Genomic DNA, 14,773 nt, shown 5'->3' with positions numbered 1-14,773 from the left:
AGATCAACACCCGCAAGGGCTGAACCCGGGGGACACACGGCACGGGGCCGTACGGTGCACACGCACCGTACGGCCCCGCACCCGTTCCCACGGCCGTGTCACCCACGGCTCCGTACAGCGGAAGCGCGGTAAAAGCACGGCAAAACGCGCACGTCAAGCAGGCTGTAGGACCTCCTGAGCGATCTTTTTCGGACTTTCCTGCCACCCGGGCCTTCCTGGCCCAGGGAAGCCTCCTCGCCAGCCCTATGCTCTACACGTCTGTAGAGAACGGGAGCCGTCGTCGGTGTTCCCGGACTCCCCCGTACGCACATAAGGGAGTGGACGCCTCCATGGTGTTCAAACGACTGCTCGGCTCGCTCGGTGTGGGCGGACCCACCGTCGACACCGTCCTCACCACCGGAGCGGCCGCTCCGGGCGGCCCGCTGTCCGGCGAGGTCCGGCTCAAGGGCGGGAACGCCGACTTCGACATCGCGCACATCACGCTGGAACTCGTCGCCCGGGTGGAGGCCGAACACGCCGAGGGCGAGGACGAACACGTCGTGGCCTTCGAGCGCTTCACCGTCGGCGGCGGCTTCCGGCTGGCCGGGGGCGAACAGCTGGACGTGCCGTTCACGGTGATGCTGCCGTGGGAGACACCGGTCACCGAGCTGTACGGACAGGGCCTGGGCATCGTGCTCGGCGTCCGTACGGAGCTCGCGGTCGCCGGGGCCAGGGACAAGGGCGATCTCGACCCGCTCGTGGTCGGACCGCTGCCCGTGCAGGAGGCGATCCTCGAAGCGTTCGGACGGCTCGGCTTCGGCTTCAAGTCCGCGGACCTGGAGTACGGCCGGATCGGCGGCACCGGTCAGCAGCTCCCCTTCTACCAGGAGATCGAGCTGTCCCCGTCGCCGCAGTACGCGTACGCGTTCAAGGAGATCGAGGTGACCTTCCTGGCCACCGCGGGCGGCATGGAAGTGGTCCTGGAGGCCGACCGGCGCGGCGGGCACGACGCGCTCACCCGGTTCACCGTCGCGCACGACGGCATCCACCACCAGGACTGGCCGGAGCTCGTCGACGGCTGGCTCCGGCAGCTGGCCGAGCACCACGCGGTGTACGCGGAGGGCTCCGCGTACGGCCACGGTGAGCCGTACGCCGGCCACCACGGCCACCACGACGACGGCCACCGCTCCGGTCCGGGCCTGGGCACCGCCGTCGCGGTGGGCGCGGCCGGACTCGCGGTCGGCGTCGTCGGCGGCATGGTCGCCGCCGAAGTCGTCGACGAGGTCGGGGACTTCTTCGAGGGCGACGACGATGACGAGGGCGGTGACGACTGATGTTCGGCATCAGCGAGCTCGCTGTCATCCTGATCGTGGTGATCCTTCTGCTCGGCGCCAGGAAACTCCCCGAACTGGCCCGTTCCGCGGGGAAGTCGGCCCGCATCCTCAAGGCCGAGGCGAAGGCGATGAAGGAGCCCCCGGGCCCCGGGACACAACCGGGGGCGCCCCGGGTCATCCCCGGCGAGACCGTCGCCCGGCACGACACCACCGGGGCCCGTCAGGAGCCGTGACCGGCCACGCTCCCGGGGGCGTACACCCAGCTGAGCCCGGCGGCGACCGGACGGTGGTCGCTGCCGGTGGCGGGGAGGGTCCAGGCCGCGACGGGAGCGAGGCCCCGGGTGAGGATGTGGTCGAGGCGGACCAGCGGGAAGGCCGCGGGCCAGCTGAATCCGAAGCCGCCGCCCGCCCCGTCGCCGACCGGCGCCAGCCGGGACATCAGCGGGGCGAGCCCGCGGTCGTCGGTGGTGCCGTTGAGGTCGCCCAGCAGGAGGACCTTGCGCTGCGGTTCCTCGTCGAGGGCCCGGACGAGCGCGGGGACGGTCCCGTCCCGGCGGGCGGTGGCGAAGCCGTACGCGCCGACGCGGACCGAGGGCAGGTGGACCACGTAGACGGCGAGCGGGCCGTTCGGTCCCCGGACCAGGGCGCGCAGGGAACGGCTCCAGCCGGGGTCGATGGTGACGCGCCGGACCTCGGTGAGCGGGTACCGGCTCCACAGGGCGACGGTCCCGATGTGCGCGGAGTACGGGAGCCTGCCCTCCAGCGCCTTCCGGTACGCGGGCAGGGTGTCGTCGGTGACCTCCTCCAGGGCCACCAGGCCGGGGTCGGCGGCGAGCAGGGTCCGGGCGGTCGCGGCGGGGTCGGGGTTGGCGGCGCTGACGTTGTGGGTGACGACGGTCAGATCCGGCTCGGCCTCACCGTGAGCGCCGAGGAACAGGGGCGCGAACACGACGCACCACACGGCGCCGGTCAGAAGGGCGGCGACGACGGCCGCGACGGACCGGCGGACCAGGGCGGCCGGCAGCAGCACCGCCGCGGCGAGGCCGGTCCAGGGCAGCACGGTCTCCAGCAGGCCGCCCGGGTTGCCCGGCACGTCGGGCACGAGCGCGTGCCCGAGCAGCAGGCACCCGGGCACCGCCGCGAGGACGCACAGGAGCAGGTCCCCGCGCCGGAGGCGGCGCTCGCGCCAGACGTCGCGCACACGGCCCACGTGCCAAAGGCGGCGGCCTGGTCCGGCCGGAGCGGACGGTTCTGCGACGGGGTCGAAGAAGGCGCCCCCGATGTACGTGTCCGGAAAGAGATCCTCGCGCGGATCGGCCATGTCATGTCCTCGGGAAAAGGGATGGGCAGGTCGGGGGCCGGTCACCCGGCCGCGTTCCGCAGCTGGGCCGGGCAGTCGCCGCCGGGGCTGGTGAGCAGCTCGAAGTGCCACATCTCGTTGGTGTAGACCTGGCACAGCCCGTAGTCGGAGCCATGCTGGATGAGCCAGTCGTCGGCGTCGGTGGGGCCGATGTCGACCGCCTTGCCGGACACGTGCGCCGACTTCCGCGGGGTGTTCACGTACTGCCTCGCCGCCTCGGCGCTCCCGTACTTCTCGATCGCCTCGTCCAGCAGGCGCTGCTGGTGTTCCCCGGAGCGCCAGCCCGAGGTGATCTGGAACACGACGCCGTCCTGGCGGGCGTCCCTGGCGGCCCGCTGCACGGCCTCCAGCAGGCGCTCGTCCAGCCGGCCGACCGCCGGGTACCGGGTGTCGGAGGGAGTGAGCGCGCGGTCCGGCGGGACATCGGCGGACCGGGTGCCGGAGGGTGCGAGCGCGCGGTCCGGCGGGACATCGGTGCCACCGGTACGGTGGTCCGCCGTCGCGGCGGCCGGTGCGGGCGGGGCGTTCCGGGGCGTCGCCGTACCCCAGACCACCGCCAGCACCACCACTGCGGCCGCCGCCGCGCCCGCCCCGACGGCGGTCCGGACGGGGAAGCGGCGCGCGGTCCCGGTGAGGCGGTGCGTGGTGGGGTCGTCGTGCATGGTCGTCGCCTCCGGGCGTTCCGGGCCGTGCGGCGGGGTGCCGCGGGCCGATGCCCTGAGTGAACGGCGGACGGTGTTGCCAGGCCGTTTCGATTTCCCGATACGTTTTCGATATCCCCGTACCGTTTCCATGTACCCGTACCGTTTCCGCGGGGGCGGTACGACGGGCCGGTGGCCGGTCCGGTGAAGCGTGGAGCAGGAGAGACCGTCATGCGGGTGCTGATAGTCGAGGACGAGCTGTATCTCGCGGAGGCGGTGCAGGCAGGGCTGCGGCTCGAAGCCATCGCCTCCGACATCGCCGGTGACGGGGACACCGCCCTGGAACGCCTTGAGGTGAACGAGTACGACATCGTCGTGCTCGACCGCGACATCCCCGGCACGCACGGCGACGACGTGTGCCGGATCATCGTGGAGCGGGGCCTGGGCTGCCGGGTGCTGATGCTGACCGCGGCGGGACTGATCAACGAGAAGGTCGCCGGGTTCGAGATCGGCGCCGACGACTACCTGACGAAACCCTTCGACCTGAAGGAACTGGTCGTACGCCTGCGCTCCCTGGCCCGGCGGCCCAAGGACAGCACACCGCCCGTCCTCGAGTACGCCGGGATCCGGCTGGACCCCTTCCGGCGCGAGGTCTTCCGCGACGGCCGGTTCGTGGCGCTCACCAGGAAGCAGTTCGCGGTCCTGGAGGTCCTCATGACCGCGCGGGGCGGCGTCGTCAGCGCGGAGACCCTGCTGGAACGGGCCTGGGACGAGAACGCCGACCCGTTCACCAACGCGGTCCGCATCATCATGTCCACGCTCCGCAAACGGCTCGGGGAACCCTGGACCATCCACACCGTGCCCGGCGTCGGCTACCGCCTCGCCGAAGCGGCCGCCTCCCTGGGCTCGACGGGGCGCGGGCGGTGACGCGCGCGACGCGCGGCGGGCCGACGCGGAGCGCCGCGGAGGGGCCCGTGCGGTCCCCGCGGCCGCGTCGGCTGACCGCCCGGATGAAGCTCACCCTCACCTACGCGCTGTTCGTCGTCGTCGCCGGGGCGTTCACCCTCATCGTGGTCTACCTGGCGATGCGCTTCGTGCCGTACTACCCGCTGGCCGACGTGAACCCCCAGGCCGCGGCGATCGCCACCCGTCCGGACATCCTCCGCGCCCTGGCCAAGGCGTCCGCCGTCACCCTGCTGCTCCTCGCCCTCGTCGGGCTCGGCGTCGGCTGGCTCATCGCGGGGCGCGTGCTGCGCCCCCTCCAGGACATCACCCGGGCCGCCCGCCGGGCCGCCGGCGGCTCTCTGGACCACCGCGTCGGGCTGACCGGCCCGCGCGACGAGTTCACCGAGCTCTCCGACACCTTCGACGACATGCTGGCCCGCCTCCAGCACTCCTTCGACGCCCAGCAGCGGTTCGCCGCCAACGCCTCGCACGAGCTGCGTACCCCGCTCGCCGTCAGCCGCACCATGCTCGACGTGGCCGTCGCCGACCCCGGCGGACAGGACTACCGCCGTCTGGTCTCCCGGCTCCGCGAGACCAACCAGCGCGGCATCGACATCACCGACGCCCTGCTCCAGCTCGCCGCCCTCGACCACACCCCGCCCGCCGTGGAACCCCTCGACCTCGCCGACACCGCCCTGGGCGCGGTCGGCACCGTACGCGAGGAGGCCCGCACCCGGGGTATCACCCTGCGCACCGACACCCGCCCGGCACCGGTCACCGGCAACGGCGTACTGCTGCGCCAGCTCGTGCTGAACCTGCTCCACAACGCCGTACGCCACAACCTGCCGGCCGACGGCGCCCTCTCGCTGGCCACCGGCCCCGACCCGGCGCGCCCCGGCCACGCCCTGCTGACCGTGACCAACACCGGGCCGCCCCTGTCCGGCACCGTCGACCGCCTCACCGAGCCCTTCCTGCGCGACGGCGGCCGTCTGGCCGAACAGGACCCCACCCGTCGCGGCCACGGCCTCGGCCTGGCGATCGTGGCGGGCATCGTCCGCGCCCACCACGGGGAGCTGGCCCTGACCGCCAACCCCGGCGGCGGCCTCACCGTACGGGTGTCGCTGCCGACGACTGCCTGACGGCGACCAGGGCGTACGTCGCCCTCCTCGGCCAGGAGCTCGCCGCCGGGCGGGGGTACCGCTCGGCCCGGCGGGCGGCTGCCGTTCTCAGCCCGGAGAAGGGGAACGCCTCCCCGCCGCGCGGCCCCGCCAGGCCGCGGCCAGCCCGCCTCAGCTGCCCTCCGCGGCGGGCGGGCGGAACCGGGAGAGGCGCGTCACGGCTCGCCCGGCTCCGTACCGGCCACCGCGCGGACGGCGATGGCCGCGATGTCGTCGTCGAGACGGCCCCGGCTGTAGTGGACCAGATCGGTGTGCAACTGCCCGAGCAGCCGGGACGGGGAGTCCGCGTCCCATTGCTCCGCGTGCTCCACCAGGGGGAAGAACGCGCCCGTCTGGTCGCGGGTCTCGGTGATGCCGTCGGTGTAGAGCAGCAGCTGGTCCCCCGCGGCGAAGGGAACGGTGTCGATGCGGTAGTCCTCCCCCAGCAGTTCACCCATGTTGATGGGGGGTGAGGGGGCTGTGGGGGCGACCTCCCGGACCGTTCCGGCGCGGAGCAGCAGGGGGAGGGGATGTCCGCAGTTCACGATCCTGGCGACGGCCTCCTCGCCGGGGATCTCGACGAGGAGCGCCGTGGCGAAGAGCTCCGTCCGGTCGGTGGGGAGCAGGGCGGCGTAGCGGCTCATGCTGATGTCCAGCCGGTGCGCCAGCCGTGCCAGGTCCGGTTCGTCGTACGCGGCTTCCCGGAAGCAGCTGGCGATCGTGGCGGCCGTGCCGACCGCCGGGAGGCCCTTGCCCCGCACGTCTCCGATGACCAGGCGGACCCCGTGGTCCGTTTCGAGCGCTTCGTAGAAATCGCCGCCCACGCGGGCCTGCGCGGCGGCGGCCAGGTACAGGGCCTCGATCCTCAGTCGGCCGAGGCGGTGCGGCAGGGGGCGCAGCAGGACCGTCTGGGTCGTCTCGGCGACGGAGCGGACCTCGGCGAGGGTGCGTTCCCGTTACTGGCGCACGTAGCTGGCCAGGGCGGCGGCCGCGGTGGAGCCCGCGATCACCGCGAGGGTGAACAGGTACGTGCCCGAGCTGTCGGACAGTTCACCGAACGACACGGCGATCGCCACGTTGATGACGGCCGCGAGCCCCCCGATGGCCACGGTCGCGGCGACCGGCCAGAGCGCGGCGGCGAAGGCCGGGGCGAGCGAGAGGAACCGGCTGAAGTAGTAGCCGCGCGGGGTCATGAGCGCCAGGACGGTGATGACGGCGGTCAGCACCAGAGGCGCCAGAAAGACGAACCTCTCCCCGAAGCTGCCGCCCGCAAGGCGCCGGAATCGGCCTGAAGGATTCACATAAGTAGCGTATATGCCTCATTCGGGACGAAGTCGAAGCAGAGCCGTGCGCGGGTTCCGGCCCGCCTCGGCGACGCGGTACGCGGTGGTCCCGGCCGGCGGCACGTCCGCGTCCCGTTCCAGCGGCTCCGGGGCTGCGCGGTCACGCGCCACGCGTGAGCATTAGAGTGCGATGCGCATGATGGGCGTGTATTTCCCGATGTCGGAGCAACGGGCTCAGCGGCCGTACCGCGCCCTGGAAGGGACCGAAACCGTGCATGGCGAGTACAAGGTGCCCGGCGGCAAGCTCGTCGTCGTGGATCTGGATGTCGAGGACGGTGTGCTGCGCCATGTGCGCGTCGCCGGGGACTTCTTCCTGGAGCCCGACGAGGCGATCCTCGCGATCGACAAGGCCTTGGAGGGGGCTCCCTCGTCGACGGACGCGGCGGGTCTGGCCGCCCGGATCACGGCGGCGCTGCCGGAGTCGGCCGTCATGTTCGGGCTGACCGCGGAGGGCGTCGGCATCGCGGTGCGACGGGCGCTGGCCCACGCGACCGAGTGGAGCGACTACGACTGGCAGTTGGTGCACACGGAACCACAGGCTCCGGCCCTGCACATGGCCCTGGACGAGGTCCTCACCGCCGAGGTGGCCGCCGGGCGGCGGGCTCCCACGCTGCGGGTCTGGGAATGGGCCGCGCCCGCCGTGGTCATCGGCAGCTTCCAGTCCCTGCGCAACGAGGTCGACCCCGAGGGGGCGGCCAAGCACGGGATGACCGTGGTGCGCCGCATCTCCGGTGGCGGGGCCATGTTCGTGGAGCCGATGAGCACCATCACGTACTCCCTGTCCGTGCCGGAGTCGCTGGTCTCGGGCCTCTCCTTCGCCGACAGCTACGCCTACCTCGACGACTGGGTGCTCGGCGCGCTCGGCGACATGGGCATCAAGGCCTGGTACCAGCCCCTCAACGACATCGCCACCGACGCCGGGAAGATCGCCGGTGCCGCCCAGAAGCGCATGGTCGGCCCCGAGGGCGGCCCCGGAGCCGTGCTGCACCACGTGACGATGTCGTACGACATCGACGCCGACAAGATGCTCGAAGTCCTGCGCATCGGCAAGGAGAAGCTCTCCGACAAGGGCACCAGGAGCGCCAAGAAGCGCGTCGACCCGCTCCGCCGCCAGACCGGCCTCGCCCGGGAGCAGGTGATCGAGAACATGATCACCTCCTTCCGCAACCGCTACGGGCTGGCCACCGGCGAGGTGACGGCGGAGGAGATGGCCCAGGCCGAGACGCTGGTGCGGACCAAGTTCGCCACCGACGACTGGATCGCCCGGGTGCCGTGAGGAGCCCCGCGGGGCAGCCGGTCCAGGGGTGTCCGACCAGATGGGTGCGGGAGAGGGAGCGGGGTCCGGTGCGTGCGTGCGCGAGGCGCCGGAGCGCCCTGCTGGCGGAGCCACGTGGGCGCGGCGGCCCTGCCGCGCGTGCCGCGCCCGGCCCTCGCCCAGGACACCGGCCTGCGCGCCGAGGCCATGCAGCGCGCGTGCCGCACCCCCGCGACGCCGCAGGCAGGCGCCCCGCACCCGCTGGGCATCAGGGCGGCGTGGCCGGGAGTTCCTGTTCGGTCCAGATGATCTTGCCGTCGGGGGTGTAGCGGGTGCCCCAGCGCCGGGTGAGCTGGGCCACGAGGAAGAGGCCACGGCCGCCCTCGTCCGTGGTGCGGGCGTGCCTGAGCCGGGGTGAGGTGCTGCTGGTGTCGGAGACCTCGCAGGTCAGGACGGACTGGCGCAGCAGACGGAGCCGGATCGGGCCGGTGGCGTAGCGCACCGCGTTGGTGACGAGCTCGCTGACGATCAGCTCGGTGGTCATCGCCAGTTCCTCCAGGTCCCAGGCGCTCAGCTGCCGGGCGGCCTCGGCGCGGGCCCCGGCGACGGCGGCCGGGTCGGTGGGGATCTCCCACGACGCCACGTGGTCGGGGCTCAGTTCATGGGTACGGGCGAGGAGCAGGGCGACGTCGTCGGGCTGCGGGACCGGGACGAGCTGTTCCACGACCGTCGCGCAGAGGGCGTCGAGGGAGAGGCCGCGCTGGGCGAGGGCGCCGCCGAGGCGGGACATGCCCAGGTCGGCGTCCCGGTCGCGGCCCTCGATGAGCCCGTCGGTGTAGAGACCGATCAGACTGCCCTCAGGGAGGGTGATCCGGGCCGTCTCGAAGGGCATCGTGCCCAGGCCGAGCGGGGGCCCGGCGGGCAGTTCGGGGAAGCTGACCCGCCCGTCCGGGGCCACGACCACGGGCGGCGGGTGACCGGCCCGTGCCATGGTGCACCACTGGGTGACCGGGTCGTACACCGCGTACAGGCAGCTGGCGCCGAGCACCGGGGTACCACCCCGCCCGTCGCCCTCGGCTTCCTCGTCGCTGAGGCGGAGCACCAGGTCGTCGAGGTGGGCGAGGAGCTCGTCGGGCGGCAGGTCCATGTCGGCGAGGGTGTGCACGGCGGTGCGGAGGCGGCCCATGGTGGCGGCGGCGCCGATGCCGTGGCCGACGACGTCGCCGACGACCAGGGCGACCCGGGCGCCGGACAGCGGGATCACGTCGAACCAGTCGCCCCCGACGCCGTCCTTGGCATCCGCCGGAAGGTAGGAGGAGGCCACGTCCAGGGCCGTCCCGCCGCGCAGGGTGTGCGGGAGCAGGCTGCGCTGGAGGGTCAGCGCGGAGTGGTGCTCCTGGGTGTAGCGGCGGGCGTTGTCCACGCACACGGCGGCCCGCGCCACCATCTCGCGGGCCGGGAGCACGTCGTCCGGTTCGAAGGAGGCGGGGTTCGTGGACCGGATGAAGGTGGTCAGCCCGAGGACGGTGTCCCGGGCCCGCATCGGTACGCAGATCAGGGAGTGGAGTCCGTGCGCGCGGATGCTCGCCGTCCGGGCGGGCTGGTCGGCCAGCCAGGCGTGGTCGTCGGGGTCGAGTACCGGGATGAGGACGGGTTCGCCCTCGACGAGGAACCGGAGGTCGTGCGGCGGGGGCAGGAAGTCGACCGGTTCGCCGACGCGGCTGAGGGCCTCCGGGCAGCCCTCGCGTACGGAGCGCATCCCGGCCCGGCGCATCCCCGCCCGCGGGGCGGCGCTCGGCTGTGCGGCGTCGGTGGTGGCGGTGCGGGTGAGTTCGGGGGCGGACAGGCCGACGCCGGGGGGCCAGGTACCGGGGTCGTCGGGGCTGACGACCGGTTCCAGCAGGTCGACCAGGACGAGGTCGGCGAAGCGCGGCACCGCGAAGTCGGCCAGCTCCTGCGCGGTGCGCAGGACGTCGAGGGTGGAACCGATGCTGGCACTGGCGTCGTTGACCAGGGCCAGGCGCTGCTGGGCGTTCCACCGGTCGGTGACGTCCAGCACCATGTAGCACAGGCCGGTGACCTGCCCGTCACCGTCGGTCAGCGGCAGGTATGACGTGGAGTAGGCGTGCTCGCGGTGCGGATCGGCCCAGGTCCAGCCCAGGTACTCGTAGTCGATGACGGGCACGCCGGTGTCCAGCACGCCGCGCATCAGCGTCTCGATGGATTCCGCCTCCAGCCCGGGGAGGACGTCGCCCAGTGTGCGGCCCACGCGGTGCTCGTGCGGTACGCCGCTGAAGCGTTCCAGGGTCTCGTTCATCCAGACGTAGCGCAGGTCCGTGTTCAGCACCGCCATGCCGATGGGCGATCCGGCCAGGAAGGCGTCCAGCACGGACTGCCCGACGATCCGCTCCGGCCGCCGTTCACGTCCGGTGACCAGGAAGCACTCCCGGCCGTCCAGGTGGAAGGCGGCCGAGACCCGCAGGTCCAGCTCGATCCGGCCGCCGTCGCGCCGCCGCACGTCGGCGACGCCCCGCCAGCCCACACCCGCGCGGCACCGCTCGGCGATCTTGGACACCCGGACGGGGTCGTCGGGCATGTCGAGCAGGAATCCGGCGGACCGCCCGACCACCTCGTCGGCGCGGTACCCCAGGAGGTCCTGGGCACTCCGCGTCCAGCCGACGACGCTTCCGGTCCCGGTGACCACCACCGTGGCGTCGCCCGCCGTGTCGTGGACGTACCGGGAAACGCGGGACCGGCCGGGTTCGGCGCCCGGCTCCGGTCGCGGGCCTGCACAGGCCATGCTGGCCACCACCCCTCCGTTCCCTGTCCATGGTCCCGCCTCGGGCGGTGAGGCGCGAGCAGCCCGGCAGGGACGGCGCGGGCGTGCGGTCAGCCGTCGGCCGGGGGCCGGTGTTCGTACCAGCGGCGGTCGGCCTCCAGCTGGGCGGCGAGGGAGATCAGCTGTTCCTCGCTGCGGGACGGGCCGAGCAGCTGCGCCCCGACGGGCAGCCCGGCGGCGGTGAAGCCCGCCGGTACGTTGATGCCCGGCCAGCCCAGCACGTTCCAGGGCCAGGCGTACGGGCAGGTCTCGGCCATCGCCAGGTCGGTGCGCCAGGCGCTCAGCCCGTCGAACCTGCCGACCGGGGGCGGGGGCAGGGCGGTCGTGGGGGTGAGCAGGACGTCGTAGCCGGGGCCGTCGCCTCCGGGGCGGCGGAAGAAGGCGCCGATCCTGCGGTGCTGGTGCACCTCGCGCTCCCGCGCCGCCCGGACGGCCCGGCCGCCGAGCCGGGTGCCGGTGCGCAGGGCGCTGCGGGTGCGCGGGTCGAGGAGGGCGGGCGCGGGGTGGCGGGCGGCGAGTTCGGCGATCCCGGCGGCGGCGCGGGGGACGAAGCCGAGGCCGATCAGCCCGTACCGGGGCCGGGCGGCCTCGACATCGTGACCGAGGCGGGCGAGGGCCTGGGCCAGGTCGTGGACGGCCCGGCGCACCTCGGGGTGGGGCGCGGAGCCGGTGAGGGTGAGCGGGGGGCGCCAGGCGAGGGCGATGCGCAGTCGGCCGGGTTCGCGACGGGCGGCGTCCGCGGCGGCGACGGGCGGCGGGCGGTACGGGTCGTCGGGGTGGGAACCGGCGACCGCGTCGAGCAGCAGCGCGGCATCCGCGACGGTCCGGGCGAGCGGTCCGTTGACGGTCAGGCCCTGGAAGGCGTCGGAGTGCGGGTGTACGGAGATCCGGCCGCGCTGGGGTTTGATCCCGACCAGATGGGTCCAGGCCGCCGGGATGCGGACGGACCCGGCGCCGTCCGAGCCGAGCGCGGCGGGTACGAGTCCGGCGGCGACGGCCGCGGCGGAGCCGCCGGACGAACCGCCGGGGGTGTGGCCGGTGTGCCACGGGTTGCGGGTGGCTCCGAAGGCGCGGCCCTCGGTGAACGGCCACTGGCCGAGTTCGCAGGAGTTGGTCTTCCCGACGATCACGGCTCCGGCCGCTCGCAGCCGGCGTACGGCCTCGCTGTCCGCGGTCGCGGGGGGCAGATCGCCGTCGCAGCCGAAGTAGGTCGGCATCCCGAGGATGTCGGTGTCGTCCTTGACCGCGACCGGCACCCCGAGCAGCGGCAGCCGCTCCCCCGCCGCGAGCCGCCGGTCGGCCTCGGCGGCCTCGGCGAGCGCGGCCTCGGCGCGTACTTGCCGGAAGGCGTTGAGGCGGTGCCGGCCCGCTTCGATGCGCGCCAGCGCGGCGGACACCTGTTCGACCGAGGTGGTGCCGCCCTCGGCCAGTTCCCGTGCGCTGTCGGCCAGCCCCTTCGGGGCCGCCGCTCCGGTCGACTCCACGGTGTGCGGTGAGGACATGGGATGACCGCCTTCCTCGTATCGGCAGACACGTACGACGGTGCGACGGGTGCGGGGCGCCCCTGTGCCCGAACGAACTTACCGGAGGGTAACGATTGGGGTGCGTTCCACTCAACCGTTCGGAGGAAAGTGACCGGGGTACGGGAGGGGGCGCTCCCCGGGCTCGGACGGGGACTGTCCGAGCGGCTTGCTACGTTCGGTCACGGACGGCGAGCAGGGGACGTACGACGGGAGGGTCCGTGGAAGCGGAGTTCGAGGGCGAGTTCGAGACGCATCTGACGGTGCGTATCGATCCCCGTGCCGGTGACGGGGCGGGGGCCGGGCGGGAGCTCGACCGGCTGGAGCGCTGGGCCCGGGAGCGCGGTCTCGGGCTCACCCATATCGTGCTGGACCGCGGCGCCACCCCCGACCAGCCCATGCTGACCGGGCGGGGCCGGGGCACGCTCTCCGCGCAGCGGGCCGCCGCCGACCGCCGGGTCACCGACCTGCGCGCGGCGGGTTTCCCGGTCGTCCGGGTGAAGATCGAGGCCGCCCCGTGGAACGCGGACGTGCCAGGGAGCGCCGCCGAGGCCGCCGCGCTCCCGCCCGGTCTCCACTTCGAGCATCACGTCAAGCTGCTGCTCTCCGGCGAGCCGGAGGCGGCCGTCGCCCGGGGGGTGGCCGAGCGGCACGGGGCGCGTCTGTCGCGCAACGCCCGCCGCCTCACCGGCCCCCGGAGCCACGAACGGTTCGTCACGCAGCGCTGCCACGCGGTGGGCCGCCCCGGGGCGAGAGCCGAACTCGACGCACTGCTGGGCGCGTTGCGCGGGGCGGGGCTCGATGTACTGGAGGTCGAGGAGGAGTTCGTCGTGCACGACGACCAGCCGGCCGTGGACGCGGGCTGGCTGGACGCACCGGCGGGGATATCCCGGTGACCGCCGGGGACCGGCCGGTTCCCGGGGAGCCGGTGTGCGAGGACCCGGCGCTCGCCCCGCGCTGGCGGGCCGCCCGGCGCACGGTCCAGGACCATCTGCTGCGGGTGGTCGCGGGCTCGCCCTGGGGCGAGGTCCTGGTGCTGCGGGGCAGTGTGCCGCTCCAGGCGTGGATGGGCGCGGCCGCCCGGGAGCCGGGTGATCTGGACTGGATCGTGCCGGAGCCCGGTGCCGCCGGTTTTCCCGACCCCTGCGACCCGTATCCGTACGTGGCGGGGATCGAGGAGGTGCAGCAGTGGCCGGAGGCCGCGCACGGGGCGGCCGCGCCCGAGCTGCTGACGGACGGCGAGTGCCATGGCACCGCGGGCACCCGGCCGGTGCTCGCGCCGGAGGGGCTGCGGTGGGCGGAGCCTGACGACCTGTCCCCGCCGTCCGGCCTCGACGAGGAGGTGGCCGCCGCGCTGAGGGCCGGTCCGCCGCTGCCCCGGGGGATACACGTCGATCCGCTCCGGGTGTCGTTGGACGGGGAGTGGCTGTACCGGGAGTACGAGACGCCCGGGGTGCGGGTCGTCGTGCCGTGGGAGGCCGACGGGCTGCCGCCGGGCGAGATCCGGATGGACTTCGCGCGGGACGAACGGCTGCCCGAGGCGCCGGTGTGGACGGCCTGCCCGCGGGGTGACGGCGGGCCGCCGGTGCCGGTCCGCACCGCGAGTCCGGGGCTCTCGCTCGCCTGGAAGCTGCTGTGGCTGGCCGAGGACCAGGAAGCGGAGGGCCGATCGGGCGCCAAGGACCTGTACGACGCGGTGCTGCTCGCGGAGTACGGGCGTACGGTGCTGCCGCCCCGGCTGCTGCGCCGGGTGCTGGGGCCGCACGCGCGGTGGTTCACCCCCGCGTCGGTGCGGGACTGGCTGGTGGACTGGTCCGTGTTCCGGGCCGCGCACCCGTGGGTGGAGGGCGGTCCGGACGAGCTGCGGGAGCGGCTGGCCGCCGCGCTGCCGCCACTGCTGGAGCGGAGCGCGCGGCGGGCCTGACACCCGTGCCGGACCGGGGCGGCCCGGTCCGGCACGGGGCCGGGGCGGAGCGTCCGCCGGGCGTGCTACGGCTGGACGCTGATCTCGCCGATGCCCGTGCCGATGTCGCCGCAGTGCGCGGTGGACTGGCCGGACTGTCCGGGAGCGAGGGTGATGTGTTCCCCGTCCACGTCCGGGGCCCAGCCGCAGACCAGGTGCACCCAGAAGGTCTGCGGTGCGCTGCCGCCGTTGCTGCACAGCGCGAAGCCGGTGTACTCGTCGACCGCGTGCTTCCCGGTGTCGCAGGACAGCCCCGGTGGTGTCGCCGCGGCCGTCCCGGCGGTGACGACGGGCACCGCGAGCACGAGCGCGACGGCCGCTCCCGCGGCGGCGACGTCCCGGAGCACGGCCTTGGACACACTCCTCATCGACAGCCTCATAGGTGGGTGTTCCTCCTCGCTGGTGACGGACTCGGTGCGCCGACGACCCTCCCCGGG

14 protein-coding genes are annotated in these 14,773 nt (G+C 73.9%); 7 read left to right on the top strand and 7 right to left on the bottom strand.

The window, feature by feature from the left end; translation table 11 throughout:
• The first annotated feature begins 329 nt into the window (after window positions 1-329).
• Window positions 330-1,313, top strand: a complete 984-nt coding sequence (locus tag ACFVWY_RS18685) for a sporulation protein (protein ID WP_389873368.1) — start codon at window positions 330-332, stop codon at window positions 1,311-1,313.
• Window positions 1,313-1,546: a twin-arginine translocase TatA/TatE family subunit gene (locus ACFVWY_RS18680; RefSeq protein ID WP_389873365.1), complete on the top strand. Its 234-nt coding sequence runs from the start codon at window positions 1,313-1,315 to the stop codon at window positions 1,544-1,546. The genes ACFVWY_RS18685 and ACFVWY_RS18680 overlap by 1 nt, the downstream gene beginning before the upstream one ends.
• Here ACFVWY_RS18680 and ACFVWY_RS18675 read toward each other — a convergent pair.
• Both ACFVWY_RS18675 and ACFVWY_RS18670 read right to left on the bottom strand, forming a co-directional pair.
• Window positions 1,534-2,634 (bottom strand): endonuclease/exonuclease/phosphatase family protein, encoded by a 1,101-nt coding sequence (locus ACFVWY_RS18675; RefSeq protein ID WP_389873362.1) that lies wholly within the window; start codon window positions 2,632-2,634, stop codon window positions 1,534-1,536. The genes ACFVWY_RS18680 and ACFVWY_RS18675 overlap by 13 nt on opposite strands.
• 41 nt (window positions 2,635-2,675) lie before the next feature.
• The gene (locus ACFVWY_RS18670) at window positions 2,676-3,335 is read right to left on the bottom strand and encodes a M15 family metallopeptidase (RefSeq protein WP_389873360.1); all 660 of its coding nucleotides are present in this window, start codon (window positions 3,333-3,335) and stop codon (window positions 2,676-2,678) included.
• Window positions 3,336-3,545: 210 nt separating this feature from the next.
• On the opposite strand from ACFVWY_RS18670, the gene ACFVWY_RS18665 reads away from it, so the two are divergent.
• Both ACFVWY_RS18665 and ACFVWY_RS18660 read left to right on the top strand, forming a co-directional pair.
• On the top strand, window positions 3,546-4,241 hold the full coding sequence (locus ACFVWY_RS18665) for a response regulator transcription factor (RefSeq protein ID WP_389873357.1): 696 nt from the start codon (window positions 3,546-3,548) through the stop codon (window positions 4,239-4,241).
• A 47-nt stretch (window positions 4,242-4,288) separates the two neighbouring features.
• Window positions 4,289-5,398, top strand: a complete 1,110-nt coding sequence (locus ACFVWY_RS18660; RefSeq protein WP_389873354.1) for a sensor histidine kinase — start codon at window positions 4,289-4,291, stop codon at window positions 5,396-5,398.
• Window positions 5,399-5,592: 194 nt separating this feature from the next.
• Here the strand turns inward: ACFVWY_RS18660 and ACFVWY_RS18655 are convergent, their stop codons facing one another.
• Together ACFVWY_RS18655 and ACFVWY_RS18650 are read right to left on the bottom strand one after the other, a co-directional pair.
• A complete protein-coding gene (locus tag ACFVWY_RS18655) occupies window positions 5,593-6,240 on the bottom strand; it encodes a PP2C family protein-serine/threonine phosphatase (protein WP_389873351.1) in 648 nt (215 codons plus the stop codon).
• A 132-nt stretch (window positions 6,241-6,372) separates the two neighbouring features.
• Window positions 6,373-6,717: a hypothetical protein gene (locus tag ACFVWY_RS18650; RefSeq protein WP_389873348.1), complete on the bottom strand. Its 345-nt coding sequence runs from the start codon at window positions 6,715-6,717 to the stop codon at window positions 6,373-6,375.
• Window positions 6,718-6,970: 253 nt separating this feature from the next.
• On the opposite strand from ACFVWY_RS18650, the gene ACFVWY_RS18645 reads away from it, so the two are divergent.
• Complete coding sequence (locus ACFVWY_RS18645) at window positions 6,971-8,035, top strand: lipoate--protein ligase family protein (RefSeq protein ID WP_389873345.1); 1,065 nt, start codon at window positions 6,971-6,973, stop codon at window positions 8,033-8,035.
• 247 nt (window positions 8,036-8,282) lie between these two features.
• Here ACFVWY_RS18645 and ACFVWY_RS18640 read toward each other — a convergent pair whose 3' ends face one another.
• On the bottom strand, window positions 8,283-10,814 hold the full coding sequence (locus tag ACFVWY_RS18640; protein ID WP_389873342.1) for a SpoIIE family protein phosphatase: 2,532 nt from the start codon (window positions 10,812-10,814) through the stop codon (window positions 8,283-8,285).
• A gap of 89 nt (window positions 10,815-10,903) precedes the next feature.
• Window positions 10,904-12,355: an amidase gene (locus ACFVWY_RS18635; protein ID WP_389873339.1), complete on the bottom strand. Its 1,452-nt coding sequence runs from the start codon at window positions 12,353-12,355 to the stop codon at window positions 10,904-10,906.
• A 239-nt stretch (window positions 12,356-12,594) separates the two neighbouring features.
• Between ACFVWY_RS18635 and ACFVWY_RS18630 the strand changes: the two genes are divergently transcribed.
• On the top strand, window positions 12,595-13,269 hold the full coding sequence (locus ACFVWY_RS18630; protein ID WP_389873336.1) for a hypothetical protein: 675 nt from the start codon (window positions 12,595-12,597) through the stop codon (window positions 13,267-13,269).
• Window positions 13,266-14,297, top strand: a complete 1,032-nt coding sequence (locus tag ACFVWY_RS18625) for a nucleotidyl transferase AbiEii/AbiGii toxin family protein (protein ID WP_389873334.1) — start codon at window positions 13,266-13,268, stop codon at window positions 14,295-14,297. Before ACFVWY_RS18630 ends, ACFVWY_RS18625 begins: the two co-directional genes overlap by 4 nt.
• Before the next feature lie 65 nt (window positions 14,298-14,362).
• On the opposite strand, the gene ACFVWY_RS18620 is transcribed toward ACFVWY_RS18625, so the two are convergent.
• The gene (locus ACFVWY_RS18620) at window positions 14,363-14,704 is read right to left on the bottom strand and encodes a hypothetical protein (protein ID WP_389873331.1); all 342 of its coding nucleotides are present in this window, start codon (window positions 14,702-14,704) and stop codon (window positions 14,363-14,365) included.
• Window positions 14,705-14,773: the final 69 nt, after the last annotated feature.

Origin of the sequence: Streptomyces sp. NPDC058195 (genome assembly GCF_042883525.1) — a bacterium.
Lineage (GTDB): Bacteria > Actinomycetota > Actinomycetes > Streptomycetales > Streptomycetaceae > Streptomyces.
Note: the sequence above shows the minus strand (reverse complement) of the source record. Positions and strands in the feature narration are given on the sequence as shown.